Source organism: Methylobacterium sp. BE186 (assembly GCF_031457035.1).
GTDB lineage: Bacteria > Pseudomonadota > Alphaproteobacteria > Rhizobiales > Beijerinckiaceae > Methylobacterium > Methylobacterium segetis.
This window is the reverse complement of the sequence record NZ_JAVDVV010000005.1, coordinates 35,788-52,418: the sequence shown is the minus strand read 5'-3', so window position 1 is coordinate 52,418 and position 16,631 is coordinate 35,788. Positions and strand designations below refer to the sequence as shown.

At 71.3% G+C, this 16,631-nt stretch carries 14 protein-coding genes; 9 read left to right on the top strand and 5 right to left on the bottom strand.

The genetic code is table 11. The features are described from left to right. Window positions 1-9 precede the first annotated feature (9 nt). Together J2X36_RS07360 and J2X36_RS07355 are read right to left on the bottom strand one after the other, a co-directional pair. The gene (locus J2X36_RS07360; protein ID WP_310347707.1) at window positions 10-1,152 is read right to left on the bottom strand and encodes a M23 family metallopeptidase; all 1,143 of its coding nucleotides are present in this window, start codon (window positions 1,150-1,152) and stop codon (window positions 10-12) included. Window positions 1,153-1,324: 172 nt separating this feature from the next. Continuing rightward, the gene (locus tag J2X36_RS07355) at window positions 1,325-1,792 is read right to left on the bottom strand and encodes a peroxiredoxin (protein WP_132254480.1); all 468 of its coding nucleotides are present in this window, start codon (window positions 1,790-1,792) and stop codon (window positions 1,325-1,327) included. 138 nt (window positions 1,793-1,930) lie between these two features. Here J2X36_RS07355 and J2X36_RS07350 point away from each other — a divergent pair, with 138 nt between their 5' ends. Beyond that, window positions 1,931-5,380, top strand: coding sequence for a DUF3971 domain-containing protein (locus J2X36_RS07350; RefSeq protein ID WP_310347702.1), 3,450 nt, complete (start codon window positions 1,931-1,933; stop codon window positions 5,378-5,380). 5 nt (window positions 5,381-5,385) lie between these two features. Here J2X36_RS07350 and tyrS read toward each other — a convergent pair whose 3' ends face one another. Continuing rightward, window positions 5,386-6,663 carry a tyrosine--tRNA ligase gene (gene tyrS / locus J2X36_RS07345; protein WP_310347699.1) on the bottom strand — a complete coding sequence of 426 codons (1,278 nt, stop codon included), beginning with the start codon at window positions 6,661-6,663 and terminating at the stop codon, window positions 5,386-5,388. A 144-nt stretch (window positions 6,664-6,807) separates the two neighbouring features. Between tyrS and J2X36_RS07340 the strand changes: the two genes are divergently transcribed. After that, the gene (locus tag J2X36_RS07340) at window positions 6,808-7,941 is read left to right on the top strand and encodes an anhydro-N-acetylmuramic acid kinase (RefSeq protein ID WP_310347696.1); all 1,134 of its coding nucleotides are present in this window, start codon (window positions 6,808-6,810) and stop codon (window positions 7,939-7,941) included. A gap of 10 nt (window positions 7,942-7,951) precedes the next feature. Continuing rightward, window positions 7,952-8,611: a DUF3578 domain-containing protein gene (locus tag J2X36_RS07335; protein WP_310347694.1), complete on the top strand. Its 660-nt coding sequence runs from the start codon at window positions 7,952-7,954 to the stop codon at window positions 8,609-8,611. On the opposite strand, the gene J2X36_RS07330 is transcribed toward J2X36_RS07335, so the two are convergent. Further along, on the bottom strand, window positions 8,583-9,443 hold the full coding sequence (locus tag J2X36_RS07330; protein WP_132254485.1) for an EamA family transporter: 861 nt from the start codon (window positions 9,441-9,443) through the stop codon (window positions 8,583-8,585). The genes J2X36_RS07335 and J2X36_RS07330 overlap by 29 nt on opposite strands. Window positions 9,444-9,644: 201 nt before the next feature. Here J2X36_RS07330 and aroC point away from each other — a divergent pair, with 201 nt between their 5' ends. The 4 genes from aroC to J2X36_RS07310 all read left to right on the top strand — a co-directional run bounded on the left by aroC (window position 9,645) and on the right by J2X36_RS07310 (window position 13,416). Continuing rightward, window positions 9,645-10,751: a chorismate synthase gene (aroC, locus tag J2X36_RS07325; protein ID WP_310347691.1), complete on the top strand. Its 1,107-nt coding sequence runs from the start codon at window positions 9,645-9,647 to the stop codon at window positions 10,749-10,751. Between the two features lie 29 nt (window positions 10,752-10,780). After that, window positions 10,781-11,857, top strand: a complete 1,077-nt coding sequence (ribB, locus tag J2X36_RS07320; RefSeq protein WP_310347689.1) for a 3,4-dihydroxy-2-butanone-4-phosphate synthase — start codon at window positions 10,781-10,783, stop codon at window positions 11,855-11,857. A 259-nt stretch (window positions 11,858-12,116) separates the two neighbouring features. Next, window positions 12,117-12,950: a class I SAM-dependent methyltransferase gene (locus J2X36_RS07315; protein ID WP_310347687.1), complete on the top strand. Its 834-nt coding sequence runs from the start codon at window positions 12,117-12,119 to the stop codon at window positions 12,948-12,950. Window positions 12,951-13,032: 82 nt separating this feature from the next. Next, complete coding sequence (locus J2X36_RS07310; protein ID WP_132254489.1) at window positions 13,033-13,416, top strand: nuclear transport factor 2 family protein; 384 nt, start codon at window positions 13,033-13,035, stop codon at window positions 13,414-13,416. A gap of 8 nt (window positions 13,417-13,424) precedes the next feature. Here the strand turns inward: J2X36_RS07310 and J2X36_RS07305 are convergent, their stop codons facing one another. Beyond that, window positions 13,425-14,354 carry a histone deacetylase family protein gene (locus J2X36_RS07305; protein ID WP_310347684.1) on the bottom strand — a complete coding sequence of 310 codons (930 nt, stop codon included), beginning with the start codon at window positions 14,352-14,354 and terminating at the stop codon, window positions 13,425-13,427. Window positions 14,355-14,620: 266 nt separating this feature from the next. Here J2X36_RS07305 and J2X36_RS07300 point away from each other — a divergent pair, with 266 nt between their 5' ends. Both J2X36_RS07300 and J2X36_RS07295 read left to right on the top strand, forming a co-directional pair. Further along, a complete protein-coding gene (locus J2X36_RS07300; protein ID WP_132254491.1) occupies window positions 14,621-15,055 on the top strand; it encodes a hypothetical protein in 435 nt (144 codons plus the stop codon). 192 nt (window positions 15,056-15,247) lie between these two features. After that, entirely contained in the window at window positions 15,248-16,573 is a 1,326-nt protein-coding gene (locus tag J2X36_RS07295; protein WP_310347682.1) for a diguanylate cyclase, read from the top strand. Window positions 16,574-16,631 lie beyond the last annotated feature (58 nt).

Here is a 16,631-nt window from a genome sequence, read left to right as displayed (position 1 = left end):
CTCCGGCGCTCAGGGCGCGTTGAATTGCCACGCGTCGAGGTCGGCGCCGGCCCTGAGGAAACGTTGCGGATCGACGGGCTCTCCGTCGATCCGGGTCTCGTAATGCAGGTGGCTCCCGGTCGAGCGGCCGGTCGACCCGACGCGGCCGACGACGTCGCCGGCCCGCACCCACTGGCCCGGCGTCACGGCCAAGCGCGCCAGATGCGCGTAGCGCGTGACGACGCCGTGGCCGTGGTCGATCTCGACCATGTTGCCGTAGCCGCCCGCCGGTTCGGCGGCGGTGACGTGCCCCGACGCGGTGGCGCGCGCGGGCTCCCCGAATTCTGCTTTGAGATCGAGCCCGGTATGGAGCGCGAGCCCTCTGGTGAAGGGGTCGAGACGCGTGCCGAAGGCGCTCGACAGGCTGAACGCGCCGAGGATCGGGCGGCGCAGCGGCAGGTCCGCCGCGATCCGGCGCAGACGCTGCTCGTCGCCGCGCGCCCGCTGAGCCTGGGCGAGCGCCAGGGCGAAGGGGTCGCCGCTGACCGGAACGAGCGGGCCGCCAAGACCGGCCGCGGGACGCTCCAGCCGGTGCGGTTCGAGGCCGGTCCGGGCGACGAGATTGCGCAGGCGCTCGGCACCGCGCCCGGCCCGAGCCGCGATGCGGCCGAGGCTGCGCGTCTGCGCCTCCGTGAAGCGGTCGAGCGTCCGCTCCAGCCGGGCGAGCCGGATGCCGGCGTCGCGGGCGGAGCGGCGGCCGGGGCCCCCGTCGCCGGGGCGGAGTTCGAGATCGAGCGGACCCGCGTCGGGCAGCGCACCGGTCCGGGACGGGTCGGGCACGTCCTCGCCGACAAGGTCCGCGATTGCCGCCTGTCGGCGCTCGAGCCCGGCCTGACGGTCGGTCAGGGCAGAGAGGCGGCTCTCCACGCCGTCGATATCGGCGACGCGCTGGGTGGCGGCGCGGTCGAGGCTCGCCTGCAGGTCCAAGATCCGGGCCTCGTAGGCGGCGCGCATCGCGACCTGCCGCTCCACGAAGCGCGCCAGCACGGTGTCGTGGAAGACGAGGACATAGGTCGCTGCCGCGGCCCAGAGCGTCGTGACGACGAGGCCGATGCCGAGCGCGATCCGTCCGGCGCGGAGCGGCGAGGTGGCGGCCCGAAAGGTGAGTGGCATCGAAACCGACCGGCGAGGCGAGCCGGCATTAGGCAACGATCAAGGTTAACGAACCGAGAAGGAAAGGTCAGGGAAGGCGGCGCGCCCGGCGGGCCATGCCCTCGCGAGGGAGATTCTCCGCGGGGCGGTTCCTGCGCCCGGCCCGCTCTCGCTGCCCGGGGCGGCCGGGCGTCTATCCGAGGTCGCGGGCGGCCTGCAGCACCTCGTCGGCATGGCCCGGCACCTTCACCTTCGGCCAGATCCGCGCGATGCGGCCCTCGCGGTCGATGAGCATCGTGGTGCGCTCCACGCCCATGTATTTGCGGCCGTACATGCTCTTCTCGGCCCAGACGCCGTAGGCTTCGAGCATCGTCTTCGCCTCGTCCGAGGCGAGGGGAAAGGCGAGGCCGTACTTCGTCCGGAACTTGTCGTGGCTCTTCACCGAATCGGGCGAGACCCCGATCACCCGCGCATCGGCGGCGGAGAACGCCTCGAGGAGACCGTTGAAGCCCTGCGCCTCGAGCGTGCAGCCGCTCGTGTCGTCCTTCGGGTAGAAGTAGAGCACGACCTTGTGACCCTTCAGGTCGGCGAGACGGATTGTCTCCGCGCCCGCGCCGGGCAAATCGAAATCGGGGGCGGGATCGCCGGTCTCGAGGGCCATCGTGCCTTCCTTTCGGCCGATTATGAGTGTGGGGTGCGGAGCGCCATCCGCGAGACGCCCGAACGGCGGCAATGAAACACGGATGTCCCTCGATCCTCTAGGCCGAGTGGGCAAGCCGATCCAGCGGTCAAGGTTCGAATGGTTGAGGATACCGCCCAGGGAGTTCGGCCGAAGCCGCCGGGCCGTGGCTGGGGGGGCATCTGCCTCCTGACGGCGCTCTGCCTCGTCTTCGTCCTCGGGCTCGGCATCGGCGTCGCCCTCCTGCGCCTCACCTACGGCCCGCTGCGGATCGACGGTCTCTCCACGCAAGTCGCCTCGGCGATCGCCGACCGGATCGGCCCCGGCTGGAAGATCACCCTGCGCGATTCGGCCCTCGAACTCGACAGCGAGCGCTCCCTCGCCCTGCGGGTGGCCGGGCTCGACATCCGCAATCCTCAGGGCGCGCTCGTGGTGCGGGCGCCCCTCGCCGTCGTCAGCCTCGACACCTGGAGCCTGCTGCGTCTGGCGGTGCAGCCGCGCTCGATCGAGTTCCGCGACCTGCAGATGACCGCGCTCGTGCACCGGGACGGCTCGATCGCCTTCGCCGCCTCCGAGCCCGCCCATCCCGGCGAGGCCAAGCCGCACACCCTGCCGAGCGTGGACCCCGCACGCGGCACGGTCTCCCCGCTCTCGGCGGCGGTGGCCTCGATCTTCGGGGTGGTGCTCGATTCGGCGGGCGTGGTCGGCGCCCTCGACCGGGCCCGGATCACGAACGCCCGTCTCACGCTGGTGGACGACGACGCCCGCGAGCGGGCGGTGTTCGAACGGGTGAACGGCCTGTTCGGGCGCGACGCCACGCAGGAGGCCCGCATCTTCGAATTGCGCATCGACGGGCCGCACGGCGAGTGGCGCTTCGGCGGCAACCTGCGCGAGGCTGGTGGCCCGAAGCGGACCGGCATCATCACCCTCGACGATCTGCCCGTGACGGACCTTCTGCTGCTCTCCGGCCAGTCGCGGCTGCCCGTCACCACCGACCTCAAGCTCTCGGCCAAGGCTCATGTCGCCCTCGACGGCGGGCGCATCGAGGCCATGACGGCGACCCTGCGCACGAGCGACGGCAACCTCCTGATCGAGGAGAAGGACTTCAACCCCGTCACGATCGAGAGCGTTCAGGCCAGCGCGAGCTGGGACGAGGCGAACCGGGCCCTCAAGCTCGACGCGCTCGACTATCTCGGCGCCGGCAACGCGGTGCATCTCACCGGCGCCTGGACCGAGAGCCCGGCCGGTGCCGACACCGCCTGGACCGCGACGCTGACCGGGCGCGACGCGGTGCTGCGGGGCGCCAGCGCCGCCGACAAGCCCGTGCGGATCGCGACCCTTGAGGGGCGCCTGTCCGGCCGCGCCGGCGGCATCTCGATCGACGATCTCGCCATGACGGGCGACACGTTCGGCGGGCGCATCACCGGCACGATCGGCACGTCTGGCGACGACGACGGGCTCACCCTCCACGTGACAGCCCAGAACGCCGACGTGCGCACCGCGCTGCGCCTCTGGCCGGAGCACATCGCTCCGCCGACGCGGAACTACCTGTCGGACGAGCTGCGCGCCGGCCGGGTCGACAGTGTCGATATCGCCGTCGACATGTCCGCCGCCGAGCTCGCGGCCGCCACCCGAGGCGACCCGATGCCGGACAACGCGGTGCGGATCGCCTTCGGCGTCTCCGATGCCACGCTGAACGTCTCCGCGGACGCACCGCCGCTGACGAAGGGCCGCGTGAGCGGCGTGATCACCGGGCGCACCACCACGATCCGCGGCGTCACCGCCGACATCCGCGTGTCCGAGGGGCGCAGCCTCGCCATCACCGACGGCAGCTTCGTCATCCCCGAGATCGCGCCCGACAGGGTCGTGGCGCAGATCGGCTTCCATCTCGGCGGGGGCGCGGACGCGCTCGCGGCGCTGCTTCAGACCAAGATGTTCAAGAGCCTCGCCAACGCCGACCTCGACCCGGCGACCGTGCGCGGAAACGCGGATCTTCGCATCGACTTCCCCCTGAACCTGAAGCACCTGCCGGAACTCGCGGACCTGCCCGTGGTGCTCGGGGGCATCCTCACCGATCTCTCCGTGGACAAGGTGTTCGGCAAGGAGAAACTCGAGAGCGGCAAGTTCGCGGTGGGCTACGACCGGGGCGGCTTCTCGCTCAAGGGCGACGGCCGGATCGCCGGATCGCCGATCTCGGTGGATCTGCGCCAGCCGAAGGCCGGGGGATCCGGCGAGGCGCTGGTGAGCCTCACCCTCGACGAGGCCTTGCGGGTGCGCAAGGGCCTGCCGGGCGCGCCGCAGCTCTCCGGGCCGATCGCGGTCAAGGCCGTGGTTCCCGTCGGCCGTTCGGGATCGGGCAAGGGCGCCGTGCGGGTCGAGGCGGACCTCGCGAGGGCCGGCATCGACGGCCTCGTGCCGGGCTTCGTGAAGCCCGCCGGAAAGCCCGGGCGCCTCACCTTCAACCTGATCGACAACGGGCCCGGCAGCCCGACAGACTTGCGCGACATCGTGCTCGACGCGGCGCCCGCAAGCGCCCGCGGCAGCGCCGTTCTCGGGGCCGACGGGGGCATCGACCGGGCGGAATTCACCACCCTCAAGCTCTCGCCCGGCGACGAGATGCGGGTGAGCGTCGAGCGCAGCGGCGCCGGCTACCGGGTCGGCGTCAAGGGTGCCGTGGCGGATGCCCGGCCCTTCCTGCGCTCGCTGTCGAGCCCGGATGGCAAGTCGGCGAAGGATGCGGGCGCGAAGGAGATCGAGGCGGATCTCTCGCTCAACATCCTGACCGGCTTCAACGACGAGGCGCTGACGGCCGCGAGCCTCAAGCTGTCGATGCGCGGGCGGGAGGTTCGCCAGGCGAGCTTCCAGGGGCGCTTCCGCTCCGCGCCGTTCACGGCGAACATCGCCCGCGGCGAACGCGGAGTGCCGGTCCTCAACGTCGATTCGGCGGATGCCGGGGCGACGCTGCGCTTCGTCGACGTCTATCGGCGGATGTATGGCGGTCGCCTCCTCCTCAACGTCGCGATGAACGACGGGCCTCAGGCCGGCGCGGTCAACATCCGCAACTTCGCCCTGCGCAACGAGCCGGCCCTGTCGAGCATCATGGCGCAGGGACCGGCGAGCAGCGAGGTCACGGATTCCCGCGGGCGCCGGCGCGTCGTGCAGGGGCAGGCGAGCGACGTCAGCTTCGACCGCATGCGGGCGAACTTCGTGCGCACGGGCAGCCGCGTGGATTTCGCGGACGCGGCGATCTCCAACGCCGCGATGGGCTTCACGCTCAGCGGCTATCTCGACACGGGCCGCGAGCGCACGGACATCAACGGCACCTTCGTGCCGCTTTACGGGCTCAACAACGTGGTGGCGCAGGTGCCCCTGTTCGGTCCCCTGCTCGCAGGCGGGCACAACGAGGGCCTGTTCGCGGTGAATTTCCGCGTCGCGGGCAAGCTCGGCTCGCCCGACGTGAGCGTGAACCCGCTCTCGGCGGTCGCACCCGGCTTCCTGCGCAAGCTCTTCAGCGCCGGCGGGGGGCCGGACGCCTTCGCGGACGGCGTCCCGGCGGCGAGCGAGCGCTAGGCGCCTCAGCCGACCCGCAGCAGGACGTGCTTCTTGCGCCCAAAGGAGAGCTTGATCACGCCCTCTCCCGTGAGGTCGCCCTCGCGCAGCACGGCACGCTCGTCCGTGACCGCCACGTCGTTCACCCGCAGGCCGCCGTTCTTGATCTGGCGCCGCGCCTCGCTCGTCGAGGGGACGAGCCTGGCATGTTCGGGCCCGAAGGCGGTGAGCACGCCGAGGCCGGCGGAGAGGAGATCGCGCGAGACGGAGACGGTCGGGAGGTCGGCCGCGAGGCTTCCCTCCACGAAGGTCTTCCGCGCGGTCTCGGCGGCGGCGGCGGCCGCCTCGCGCCCGTGCATGAGGGCGGTCGCCTCGGTGGCGAGCACCTTCTTGGCCTCGTTGATCTCGGCACCGGCGAGGGCGCCGAGCCGCGCGATCTCGTCCATCGGCAGGAGCGTGAAGAGCTTCAGGAAGCGGACGACATCGGCATCCTCCGTGTTCCGCCAGAACTGCCAGTAATCGTAGGGCGAGAGCATCCCGGCATCGAGCCAGACCGCGCCCGCGGCGGTCTTGCCCATCTTGGCGCCCGACGCCGTCGTCAGCAGCGGGCAGGTCAGCCCGAAGAGCTGCGGCGTGCCGAGCCGCCGGCCGAGATCGATGCCGTTGACGATGTTGCCCCACTGGTCCGAGCCGCCCATCTGCAGGATGCAGCCGTAGCGGCGGTTCAGCTCCACGAAGTCGTAGGACTGGAGGATCATGTAGTTGAACTCCAAGAACGAGAGTTCCTGGTCGCGCTCCAGCCGCATCCGCACGCTGTCCATCGACATCATGCGGTTGACCGAGAAGTGGCGCCCGATGTCGCGCAGCATCTCGATGTAGTTGAGCTTCGTCAGCCACTCGGCATTGTCGACCATCCGGGCGCCGTTCCCGTCCTCGCCGAAGGTGAGGAAGCGCGCGAAGGTCTTCTTGATGCCCTCCTTGTTCTCCTCGATCTGATCCAGGGTGAGGATCTTGCGCGTCTCGTCGCGCCCGGACGGGTCGCCGACGCGGGTCGTGCCGCCGCCCATCAGCGCGATCGGCTTGCCGCCGGTGGCCTGCAGCCAGTGCAGCATCATGATCGAGAGCAGGTGGCCGACATGGAGCGAGGCCGCCGTGCAATCGTAGCCCACATAGGTCGTGAGCCGCCCCTCCAGGGCCGCCGCGTCGATCCCCGCGAGGTCCGAGCCCTGGTGGATGTAGCCGCGCTCGGTCAGGATCCGCAGGAAGTCGGATTTCGGGCTGAAGCTCTCGGGGGCGGTCGTCATGGCGCGGTCGGATCTCGATGGGTGCCGGGCGCGGGGCGTCGCAGGCGGGACAGGATCGCGGCCCGCGTGCTAGCTCCTGCGTTTGGGCACGGATGGCCGCGCTCTTAGCAGGGCGGCCGGCGAAAGGCACGGGGGCGGGACGGCATGGCAATGATGCGCGCGATCGGGCTGATGAGCGGCACCTCCCTCGACGGCGTCGACGTCGCGCTCATCGAGACCGACGGCGAGCGGGTCAACGTCGTCAAGGGCCACAACAACTTCCTGGAGCCGCTGGGTCCGACCGGCTATCGCGGCTACGCGGAGGAGGAGAAGGCGCTGCTGCGCGCGGCCACCAAGGACGCGGAGAGCGTGACCGTGCCGGAGGACCGGCCCGGCCGCCTGCCGGAGGCGGAAGCCTTCGTGACGCAGGCCCATGCCGAGGCGGTGGAGCACTTCCTCGCGGAGAACGGGCTTTCGGCCGCCGACATCGACGTGATCGGCTTCCACGGGCAGACCGTGATCCACCGGCCCGACCACCGCATCAGCATCCAGATCGGCGACGGGCAGGCGCTCGCGCGCCGGCTCGGCATCGCCGTCGTCTCGGACCTGCGGCGGGCCGACATCGAGGCGGGCGGGCAGGGGGCGCCCCTGGTGCCGATCTTCCACAAGGCCCTCGCCGAGGCTTCGGGCTTCGACGGCCCGTTCGGCATCCTCAATATCGGCGGCGTGGCGAACGCGACCCTGATCGACTCGAAGGGCGGCGTGATCGCCTTCGATACCGGCCCCGGCAACGCGCTGATCGACGAGTGGATGCAGGAGCGCGAGAACAAGAACCTCGACGACGGCGGCCGCACCGCCGCGCGCGGTCGCCCGGACGAGTCGCTGCTCGCGTGGCTGCTGATGCACCCGTTCTTCGTCCGCAGACCCCCGAAATCGCTGGACCGGAACTGGTTCTCGCACAAGCTCGCCGGCCAGCTCTCGACGGAGGACGGCGCGGCCACGCTCACCGCCTTCACGGCGCGCGCGGTGGCCCGAGCCCTCGACCATGCGCCCGAGGTTCCGACCCGCTGGATCGTGGCGGGCGGGGGCGCCCGCAACGGCGAGCTGGTGCGCCTGCTGCACTACCATCTGCGCGCCGAGATCACGACCGCCGACGCGATCGGATGGTCCTCGGCCTATCTCGAGGCGCAGGCCTTCGCGCATCTCGCCGTGCGCTCGCTGAAGGGGCTGCCCATCACCTTCCCGTCGACCACCGGGGTGCGCGAGGCGATCAGCGGGGGCGTGCTGGCGCGGCCGTGACGCGGCGCCGATGAGCCTCGGCCACGCGCTCGCGCGGATCATCGCGGAATACCCGGAGGCGCGGCTCGACCCGCCGGCGAACCATCCCCTCGGCTCGGTGCTCCGCAAGGGAGCCCCGGACGAGGTCAGGCGGATCCTCGGGGCGGATGCGGGGCTCCTCGTGAAGGGCAGCGCGGGCCGCGGCGCGCACTGGGCGAGCGTGCCCTGGATCGCGGTGCTCGACCCCGCCGTCACGACGAGCCCGACCCGGGGCTACTACCTCGTCTACCTGTTCCCGGCCGCTGCGGAGGCCGTGCATCTCGCCCTTGTCCAGGGCACGGTCGCGGCCCTGCGGGAGCACGGCGCCGGGGCGCAGGCGGCTCTGCGCGCCTCGGGCGAGCGGCTGCGCGGGGTGCTCGCCGATTTCGCCGGGCGGCTGCCCGTCCGGGAGATCCGCCTCGGCGGCGGGGGCGAGCTGCCGGGCGGCTACGAGGCGGCCCACATTCTCGGCCTGACCTACGGGATCGGGGCGCTCGGCGACGAGCGGCGGCTGCGGCGCGACCTCGAGACGGGGCTTGCCGCCTACCGCGCGCTCAAGGCCCGCGGGGGCCTCGCGGCGGTGCCGGGACGCGATGTGCGCGATCTCCCGCGGGATGATCGCGTCACCGTTTTCGGGCACCCCAAACGTTGATCGCGATCCCGAGGAGAATCAGGCCGGCGCCGGCCGCCTCGACGGGGCCGAACGGCTCGCCGAGGAGCAGGCTGGTGCTGGAGATGCCGACCACCGGCACCAGCAGGGCGAAGGGCGTCACCGTCGCGGCGGGGTAGCGGCCGAGCAGCCGGTTCCAGAGGGCGAAGGCGACGATCGTGGTCGGGTAGGCGATGAACAGGACCGCCGCGAGCGTGCGGGCATCCGCCCGGGCGAGCCCCTGCACGATCGCGTCCGGCCCCTCCAGCACCAGCGACAGCAGGAGAAGCGGCGGCGTCGCCGCGAGGCTGCCCCAGATCACCAGGGCCAGCATGTCGATGCGGCCGGCCGACTTCACGATGATGTTGGCGCAGGCCCAGGCGAGCGCCGCCCCGAGCACCATCAGCAGCGGCCCGAGCAGCGCGTGCTGCGCCTTCCACACCCCGATGATCCCGACGCCGAGGGCGCCGACGAGGGCGCCGGCGACCTGCAGCGCGGTCGGCCGCTCGCCGAACACCGCGAAGGCGAGGCCGATCGTGAAGAAGACCTGGGTCTGGATGATCAGGGAGGAGAGGCCCGCCGGCATGCCGTGGGCGATCGCCAGGAAGAGCAGGCCGAACTGCACGACGCCGAGGGAGAAGCCGAAGGCCACGACGATGCGCGCGGGCGCTTTCGGCGGCCGCACGAGAAGCACGCCCGGGAGGGCGGCGAGCAGGAAGCGGAGGCCCGTGAGCAACAGCGGGGGCAGGGTCTCGAGCCCGACCTTGATCGCCACGAAATTGAGGCCGAGGAGGGTCACGACGAGGAGGGCCGCCAGAACATCCCGCAAAGCCATCCCGATACGCTCCCCCGATACGCTTCCGGCCGCGAATCCCCGAGAGGGACCTGCCCCATCCCTACGCCCGCCGTCGAGGGACGGTTTCGCCGGCCGGCGCGGACCTGTCCGCCCGGGGCGGCGATACGCATCCGGAGCAGGGCGGCCCGGCGGCCGATCGGATTTGTGGGCCGCGCGATCCCGCGCTAGAGCGGGCGAGCCATGTCCCACAACACATTCGGCCATCTCTTCCGCGTCACGACCTTCGGCGAGAGCCACGGGGTCGCCCTCGGCTGCGTGGTCGATGGCTGCCCGCCCGGCCTGCCGCTGGAGGCCGAGGAGATCCAGGCCGAGCTCGACCGGCGCAAGCCCGGCCAGTCGCGCTTCACCACGCAGCGGCGCGAGCCCGACCAGGTGAAGATCCTGTCCGGCGTCTTCGCCGACGACCGCACCGGCGGGCGCCAGCTCACCACGGGCACGCCGATCGCCCTGATGATCGAGAACACCGACCAGCGCTCGAAGGATTACTCGGAGATCCGCGACAGCTACCGGCCGGGCCACGCCGATTACACCTACGACGCCAAGTACGGCATCCGCGACTATCGCGGCGGCGGGCGCTCCTCGGCCCGCGAGACGGCCGCGCGCGTCGCGGCCGGCGCCGTCGCGCGCAAGGTGCTGCCCGCGGGCGTGACGATCCGCGCGGCCCTCGTGCAGATGGGGCCGCACGGGATCGACCGGGCGAACTGGGATTGGGAGGAGGTGGCCCGCAACCCGTTCTTCTGCCCGGACGCGGCGGCGGCGGCCGCCTACGAGACCTATCTCGACGGCATCCGCAAGGACGGCTCGTCGGTCGGCGCCGTGATCGAGGTGGTGGCCGAGGGCGTGCCCGCGGGGCTCGGCGCGCCCGTCTACGGCAAGCTCGACGCGGATCTCGCCGCCGCCATGATGTCGATCAACGCGGTCAAGGGCGTCGAGATCGGCGACGGGTTCGCCTCGGCCGCGCTCCGGGGCGAGGAGAACGCCGACGAGATGCGCGCCTCGAACGACGGGCGGCCGGCCTTCCTCGCCAACCATGCGGGCGGGATCCTCGGCGGCATCTCGTCGGGCCAGCCGATCGTCTGCCGATTCGCCGTGAAGCCGACCTCCTCGATCCTGACCCCGCGCCGCTCCGTGACCCGCGACAACCGCGAGGTCGACCTCGTCACCAAGGGCCGCCACGACCCCTGCGTCGGCATCCGCGCCGTGCCGGTGGCCGAGGCCATGATGGCCTGCGTGCTCGCCGACCACTATCTGCGCCACCGGGGGCAGGTGGGTGGCGCGTTCCGCTAGAAGCGCCCGTTTCGAAGAAGAGTCCGTTCGTGCCCCATACCAGCGTCACCGAAGCCATCGAGGCGTTCAGCCGCGGCGAGATCGTCGTCGTCACCGACGACGACGACCGCGAGAACGAGGGCGACCTCGTCGTCGCCGCCTCCCTCTGCACGCCGGAGAAGATGGCCTTCATCATCCGCAACACCTGCGGCATCGTCTGCGCGCCGATCACGCAAGGGGAGGCGCGGCGCCTGCGCCTCGACCCGATGGTGGCCTCCAACGACGCGCCGCTCGGCACCGCCTTCACCGTCACGGTGGACGTGAAGCACGGGCTCACCACCGGCATCTCGGCCGAGCAGCGCTGCAACACGGTCCGCGCGCTGGCCAACGGCAACATGGGCGCCTCGGATTTCGTGCGGCCGGGCCACGTCTTCCCGCTCATCGCCCGGGACGGCGGCGTGCTGATGCGCTCGGGCCATACGGAGGCGGCCGTCGATCTCTGCCGGCTCGCCGGCCTGCCGCCGGTCGGGGTGATCTGCGAGCTCGCCAACGACGACGGCACCGTGATGAAGGGGCCGCAGATCGACGAATTCTCCGACCGGCACGGCCTCCGGCGCGTCTCGGTCGCGGACCTGATCGCCTACCGGCAATCCCGCGACAAGCTGGTGGAGCGGGTGGGAAGCTTCCCCGTCCGCACCGAGTTCGGCGAGATGACGGGCTACGCCTACACGACGCCCTTCGAGTCGATCCAGCAATTCGCCTTCGTGCACGGCCGCATCGGCGACGGGCGCGACGTGCTGGTGCGCCTCCACCGCTCGAACGTGGTCGCCGACGTGATCGAGGGCGGCAAGCTGATCGAGAGCGTGATGGCCCGCTTCGCCCGCGAGGGACGGGGCGTCCTCGTCTACCTGCGCGACGGCACGGCCGGCGTGCCGCTCTCCCGCTACGCGGAGGAGGGGACGGAGGCGCAGCGGGTCCGCCAATGGCGCGAGGTGGGGCTCGGGGCGCAGATCCTGCGCGACCTCGGCGTGGTCTCGATCCGCAATCTCTCCGCGTCGTCGCGCGCCTATGTCGGCCTGTCGGGCTTCGGCATCGAGTTGCTCGGCGAGGAGCCGCTGGAGGGTTAGAAACGGGATCGAACGGCCACGCCGGCGAGGTCCCGGCTCCGGCCCTGGCGAACATCCGGGGGGTTCAGCATCCATGATCGGATCCACGAGCATCCCGGCTTGCCCGATCTGCGACGAGCCGACGGAGGCCGTCGAACAGGAGGCCCGATCCTACAAGACCGGCCCTCCATACCGGCTGCGCTCCTGCCAATACTGCGATCTCCAGCATGCCGGCACCCTGAGCGTTCCCGACGACCTGTACGATCACATCTACGCCAACGTGTCCCGCATTCCCGGCTACAACCGGTATGCCTGGTATCAATCGGAGATTGCGAAGCAGGCGCGACCGCTGCACTGGCTCAGCGAGCAGGAGCCAGCCTATTGGTTCATCCGCAGGGAGTTGGGCAAGCTCCCGAAGCCGGCCTCCGTTCTCGAGATCGGCAGCGGGCTGGGCTACCTGAGCTTCGCCCTCGCTCGCGAAGGCTACGCCGCGACGGGCATCGACATTTCCGATCAGGCGGTCTCCCGAGCGCGTGCGCTGTTCGGGGATCTCTACGCGCGCAGAGATCTGTTCACCCTCGCTGCCGATCCTGACCGATACGATGCGGTGATCCTGACGGAGGTCATCGAACACGTCACGGAGCCGATCGCGTTTCTCGAAGCGGCGTCTGCATTGCTCAAGCCGGGCGGCCCGATCCTGATGACGACGCCCAACAAGTCGGCCGCACCCCTGAACGCCTGCTGGAAGACGGAGAACCCGCCCGTCCATCTCTGGTGGTTCTCCGAGACGGCGATCCGCCAGATGGCGCGGCGTGCGGGGCTGAGCGTCAACTTCTGCGACTTCACGCCGATGTACACGGGCAGGGAGCCGGAGGCCGGCCGATCGGGGCTCGCCGGACAACCGGCATGGCTCGACGAGTCGGGAAACGTGACGCAAGCGGCCCTCGACTGGTTGGCCAAGGACGACAGGCGGCAGGGGCTGACGCGGAGACTGCGTTCGCTGGTGCCCCACCTCCATCGGGCGGCGCTCCATGCCAAGCGTCGACGGCGCTCGTCTGCGCTGATCGCGCAGCGGAGTCCGACGATCGGGGCGATCTTGCGGAAGCGGCCCTGATCGGGCCTTCGGCGGATGGGGCGCGTGATAGGATCCGGCCGCGAATCCAGAGCGGGCGCCGGGCCGTCCGAGGCGAGACATCATGGCCGACGCCGCGCAGAACAAGGCGACCGTGATCGCCTTCTACGCATTGATGTTCAACGATGGCCGGCCGCGCGAGGCGATCGAGCGCTATGCCGGCGACGAATACATCCAGCACAACCCGCATGTGGCGACCGGCAAGGACGGCTTCATCGCCTATTTCGAGCGCATGGCGCGCGAATGGCCCGGCAAGCGGGTCGAGGTGAAGCGGGCGGTCGCGGAGGGCGATCTGGTCGTGCTGCACTGCCTGCAGCATTGGCCGGGCGACCAGGATTATGCGGGCATCGACATCTTCCGGCTCGACGACAGGGGCCGGATCGTCGAGCACTGGGACGTGCTCCAGCCCCTGCCGGAAAACTCCGCCAACCCGAACGGGATGTTCTGAGGGCTCGGTCAGCGCCCGAGCAGCGCGTCCACGTGGGCGGCGGCCGAGCGCGCCAGACCTTCCAGGCTGTAGCCGCCCTCCAGCACCGAGACGATCCGGCCGCCCGCGTGCCGGTCCGCGAGGTCCATCAGCTTGCGCGTCGCCCAGGCGAAATCGGCGTCGTCGAGGCGCAGGTTCGCGAGCGGGTCGAGGCGATGGGCGTCGAACCCCGCCGAGATGATCACGATGTCCGGCCGGAACGCCTCCAGCCGGGGCAGGATGCCCGCCTCGAACGCCTCGCGGAAGACGGCGCCGTCGTCGTTGGGGCGCAGCGGCACGTTCACGATCGTGTCCCTCGCGCCCCGCTCCGAGGCGGCGCCGCTGCCGGGAAACAGGGGCATCTGGTGCGTCGAGGCGTAGAGCACGCTGGCATCGTCCCAGAAGATGTCCTGGCTGCCGTTGCCGTGATGCACGTCCCAATCGACGAGGGCGACCCGCTCGGCCCCGTGCGCCTTCTGAGCGTGGCGCGCGGCGATCGCCGCGTGGTTGAACAGGCAGAAGCCCATGGCGGTGGCGCGCTCGGCGTGGTGGCCGGGGGGCCGCATGGCGACGAAGGCGTTGGCGCACTCGCCCGCCATCACCGCGTCGACCGCGTGCACGGCGCCGCCCACGGCGCGCAGGCACGCCTCCAGGGTGCCGGGCGACATCAGCGTGTCGGAATCGATCTGGACGTAGCCCTCCGCGGGCGAGGCCGCGACGATCGCCTCCACGTAGGCCGCCGGGTGGACGAGGGTCGCGACCTCGGCCTCGGCCAGCGGGGCGAGGCCGCGCACCAGCCCCGCGAAACGCTCGTCCTCCAGGGCCCGCTCGATGGCCCGGATCCGGTCCGGCCGCTCGGGATGGCCCGGCGGGATCTCGTGGTCGAGGGCCGCCGGATGGCTCATGTACAGGGTGCTCACGCGGGTCCTCCCGGCGGCGGTCCCTCCGGCGGTCCGCTCGCGACGCGTCGGTGCGGGACGCGGGGCGACTGTGCCACGGAACGTGGGCGGCGGGCTATGTCGAAGACGGGCCGGCAAGAAACTCGAAACGCTGCTTCGTGAGCACGCTTTAACCTGAACGCCAGTTCAGACTCGCCCGTTAACCGCCAAGTCGAACCGCTTCCGCATAGTCCAATTCAGACAGGGACACAGACCGGCGCAAGAAAAAGCCGGGGGAGCATCAAGACATGATCAACGCTTCGCTGCAGGATTTCTGTAACCGTATCGCCGCCGCCGGTCGCATGACGGCCGCCGACCTTCGCATCCTGGGCGGTGAGCTGCTGCCCGATGGCCTCACGACCCGCGACGAGGCGGACCTGCTGATCGCCCTCGACCGGGCGCTCGGCGGCTCCGTGCCCGCCTTCGCCGATTTCCTCGTCGCCTCGTTGGTCGATTTCGCCGTCTGGGGCGAGCGGCCGACCGGCTACGTCAACGCCGAGACGGCGCGCTGGCTCGCGGCCTCGATCGGCAACGGGCGCGGCCCGACCACGACCGGCGCGCGCATCGCCGTCGAGATCGTGCGCGAGGCGCAGGCGAGCGACGAGACGCTGGTCGCCTTCGCCCTCGCCGCCAACCGGTGCACGCTGGAGAGCGCGCCGGCCGAGAACCGGCGCGCGGCCTGAGCAATCCCTGCGACGCGCCGTCGGCATGGCCGCCGGCCTGAACGAAAAATGCCGGCCACGACCCATCATGGGCGCGATGCTGAGCGAAAACAGATGCGGATCCCCGCATGAGCGGCCCGGACGCGGCGGCGATCGTAACGGATCCCCCGAGCGGATCGCGGATACTCTCTGTCCTGAGATCGGGCAGGAACGATGATCGGAGGCTTCTCCCTCGGTGCGGACGATCGGGAACGGGTCTCGCCCGGCCCACGCTCGTCGCGCTTCGCCATCCTCGACGGGCTCGATGCGGCGGGCCGTGACGACCTCCTCGCCGAGATCGACGCGCTCCTCTGCAGGCGCGTGCGGGACATCAGGCTGCGGGGCCGCCTGCGCGACATCTACCGGGCCGCGAGCTGGCCGCACCGGAGCCGGACGATCCGCTTCTGGCTGCTCTGGGTCTCGGTCTTCAGCGCCGTGACCTGCCTGCTCGACTACGTGATGCAGCCGGCGCTTCTCGGGGTCTCCCTCGTCTTCCGGGGCGTCTTCATCCCGGTCGTCTACGCGGCGCTCGCCTGGTTCTGGTCGCGGCCGCGGGCACCCGTGATCGAGGGGCTGACGCTGCCGCTGACCGTGGGCGCCATGATGGTGGTGGCGGAGATCCTCGGCAACGCGGGCGGCGGGGATCTGCACGAGCGCTACCTCATGGCGGGGTTGTTCGCGACCTCGACCGCCATCGTCGTGTTCCCGCTCGACCAGCGCTGGACGATCGCCGGGACGGTCGTCGTGATCGGCCTGTTCCTCGCCTTCGGCCTGACGAACGCGGATGTCGAGACCAAGGTGCCGATCCTCGAGACGATCTTCTTCACCTTCGTGATCGGCTGCCTCGTCCCGGCCCGGCAGGCGATGAACACCGTGCTCGAGCACGCCTACGTGCTGAGCCTGCGCACCCGCATCCAGGCGGAGGCGCTCGCGGCCGCCAATGCCCGGCTCGCGATCCTCGCCGACACGGACGGGCTGACCGGGCTGCCGAACCGCCGCGCCTTCCAGGCCCGCCTCGCCCGGGACTGGGCCGAGCAGGCGGCCCGATCGGGCCGCGTCGGCGCCATCCTGATCGACGTCGACCACTTCAAGCGCTTCAACGACAGCGCGGGCCACGCGGCGGGCGACCGCTGCCTCGTCGCCGTGGCAGAGGCGATCCGCGCCGCGGTGCCGGGCACCGCCCTCGCGGCGCGCTACGGCGGCGAGGAATTCGTCGCCCTGGTGCCCGGCACCGCGCCCCGCGCCCTCGCCGACATCGCGGAGCGGATCCGGGCCGGCGTCACGGCCCTCGCGCTGCCCCATCCCGGCCTGCCCGAGGGGCGCTGCGTCACGGTCAGCGTCGGCGTCGCGCTGGCCGTCGCCGACGGCGAGATCGCGGGCGCAGAGGCGCTCCTGCAAGGCACGGACGCGGCCCTCTACGAGGCCAAGGCGCGCGGGCGCGACCGGGTGGTCGCGCTCTGGACCATGCCGTCCGCGAACGGGGACGTGCGGGCCGCCTGAACCGGCCCCCGACGCCCCGGAGGGAACCGCGCGGCGCGAATCCCGCGCCTTCCCACGA

What these genes read in the sequence shown, in the direction of transcription:
- J2X36_RS07360 (WP_310347707.1), bottom strand. Translation starts at nt 1,152, where the DNA reads ATGCCACTCACCTTTCGGGCCGCCACCTCGCCGCTCCGCGCCGGACGG.
- J2X36_RS07355 (WP_132254480.1), bottom strand. Translation starts at nt 1,792, where the DNA reads ATGGCCCTCGAGACCGGCGATCCCGCCCCCGATTTCGATTTGCCCGGC.
- J2X36_RS07350 (WP_310347702.1), top strand. Translation starts at nt 1,931, where the DNA reads ATGGTTGAGGATACCGCCCAGGGAGTTCGGCCGAAGCCGCCGGGCCGT.
- tyrS (WP_310347699.1), bottom strand. Translation starts at nt 6,663, where the DNA reads ATGACGACCGCCCCCGAGAGCTTCAGCCCGAAATCCGACTTCCTGCGG.
- J2X36_RS07340 (WP_310347696.1), top strand. Translation starts at nt 6,808, where the DNA reads ATGGCAATGATGCGCGCGATCGGGCTGATGAGCGGCACCTCCCTCGAC.
- J2X36_RS07335 (WP_310347694.1), top strand. Translation starts at nt 7,952, where the DNA reads ATGAGCCTCGGCCACGCGCTCGCGCGGATCATCGCGGAATACCCGGAG.
- J2X36_RS07330 (WP_132254485.1), bottom strand. Translation starts at nt 9,443, where the DNA reads ATGGCTTTGCGGGATGTTCTGGCGGCCCTCCTCGTCGTGACCCTCCTC.
- aroC (WP_310347691.1), top strand. Translation starts at nt 9,645, where the DNA reads ATGTCCCACAACACATTCGGCCATCTCTTCCGCGTCACGACCTTCGGC.
- J2X36_RS07310 (WP_132254489.1), top strand. Translation starts at nt 13,033, where the DNA reads ATGGCCGACGCCGCGCAGAACAAGGCGACCGTGATCGCCTTCTACGCA.
- J2X36_RS07300 (WP_132254491.1), top strand. Translation starts at nt 14,621, where the DNA reads ATGATCAACGCTTCGCTGCAGGATTTCTGTAACCGTATCGCCGCCGCC.
- J2X36_RS07295 (WP_310347682.1), top strand. Translation starts at nt 15,248, where the DNA reads ATGATCGGAGGCTTCTCCCTCGGTGCGGACGATCGGGAACGGGTCTCG.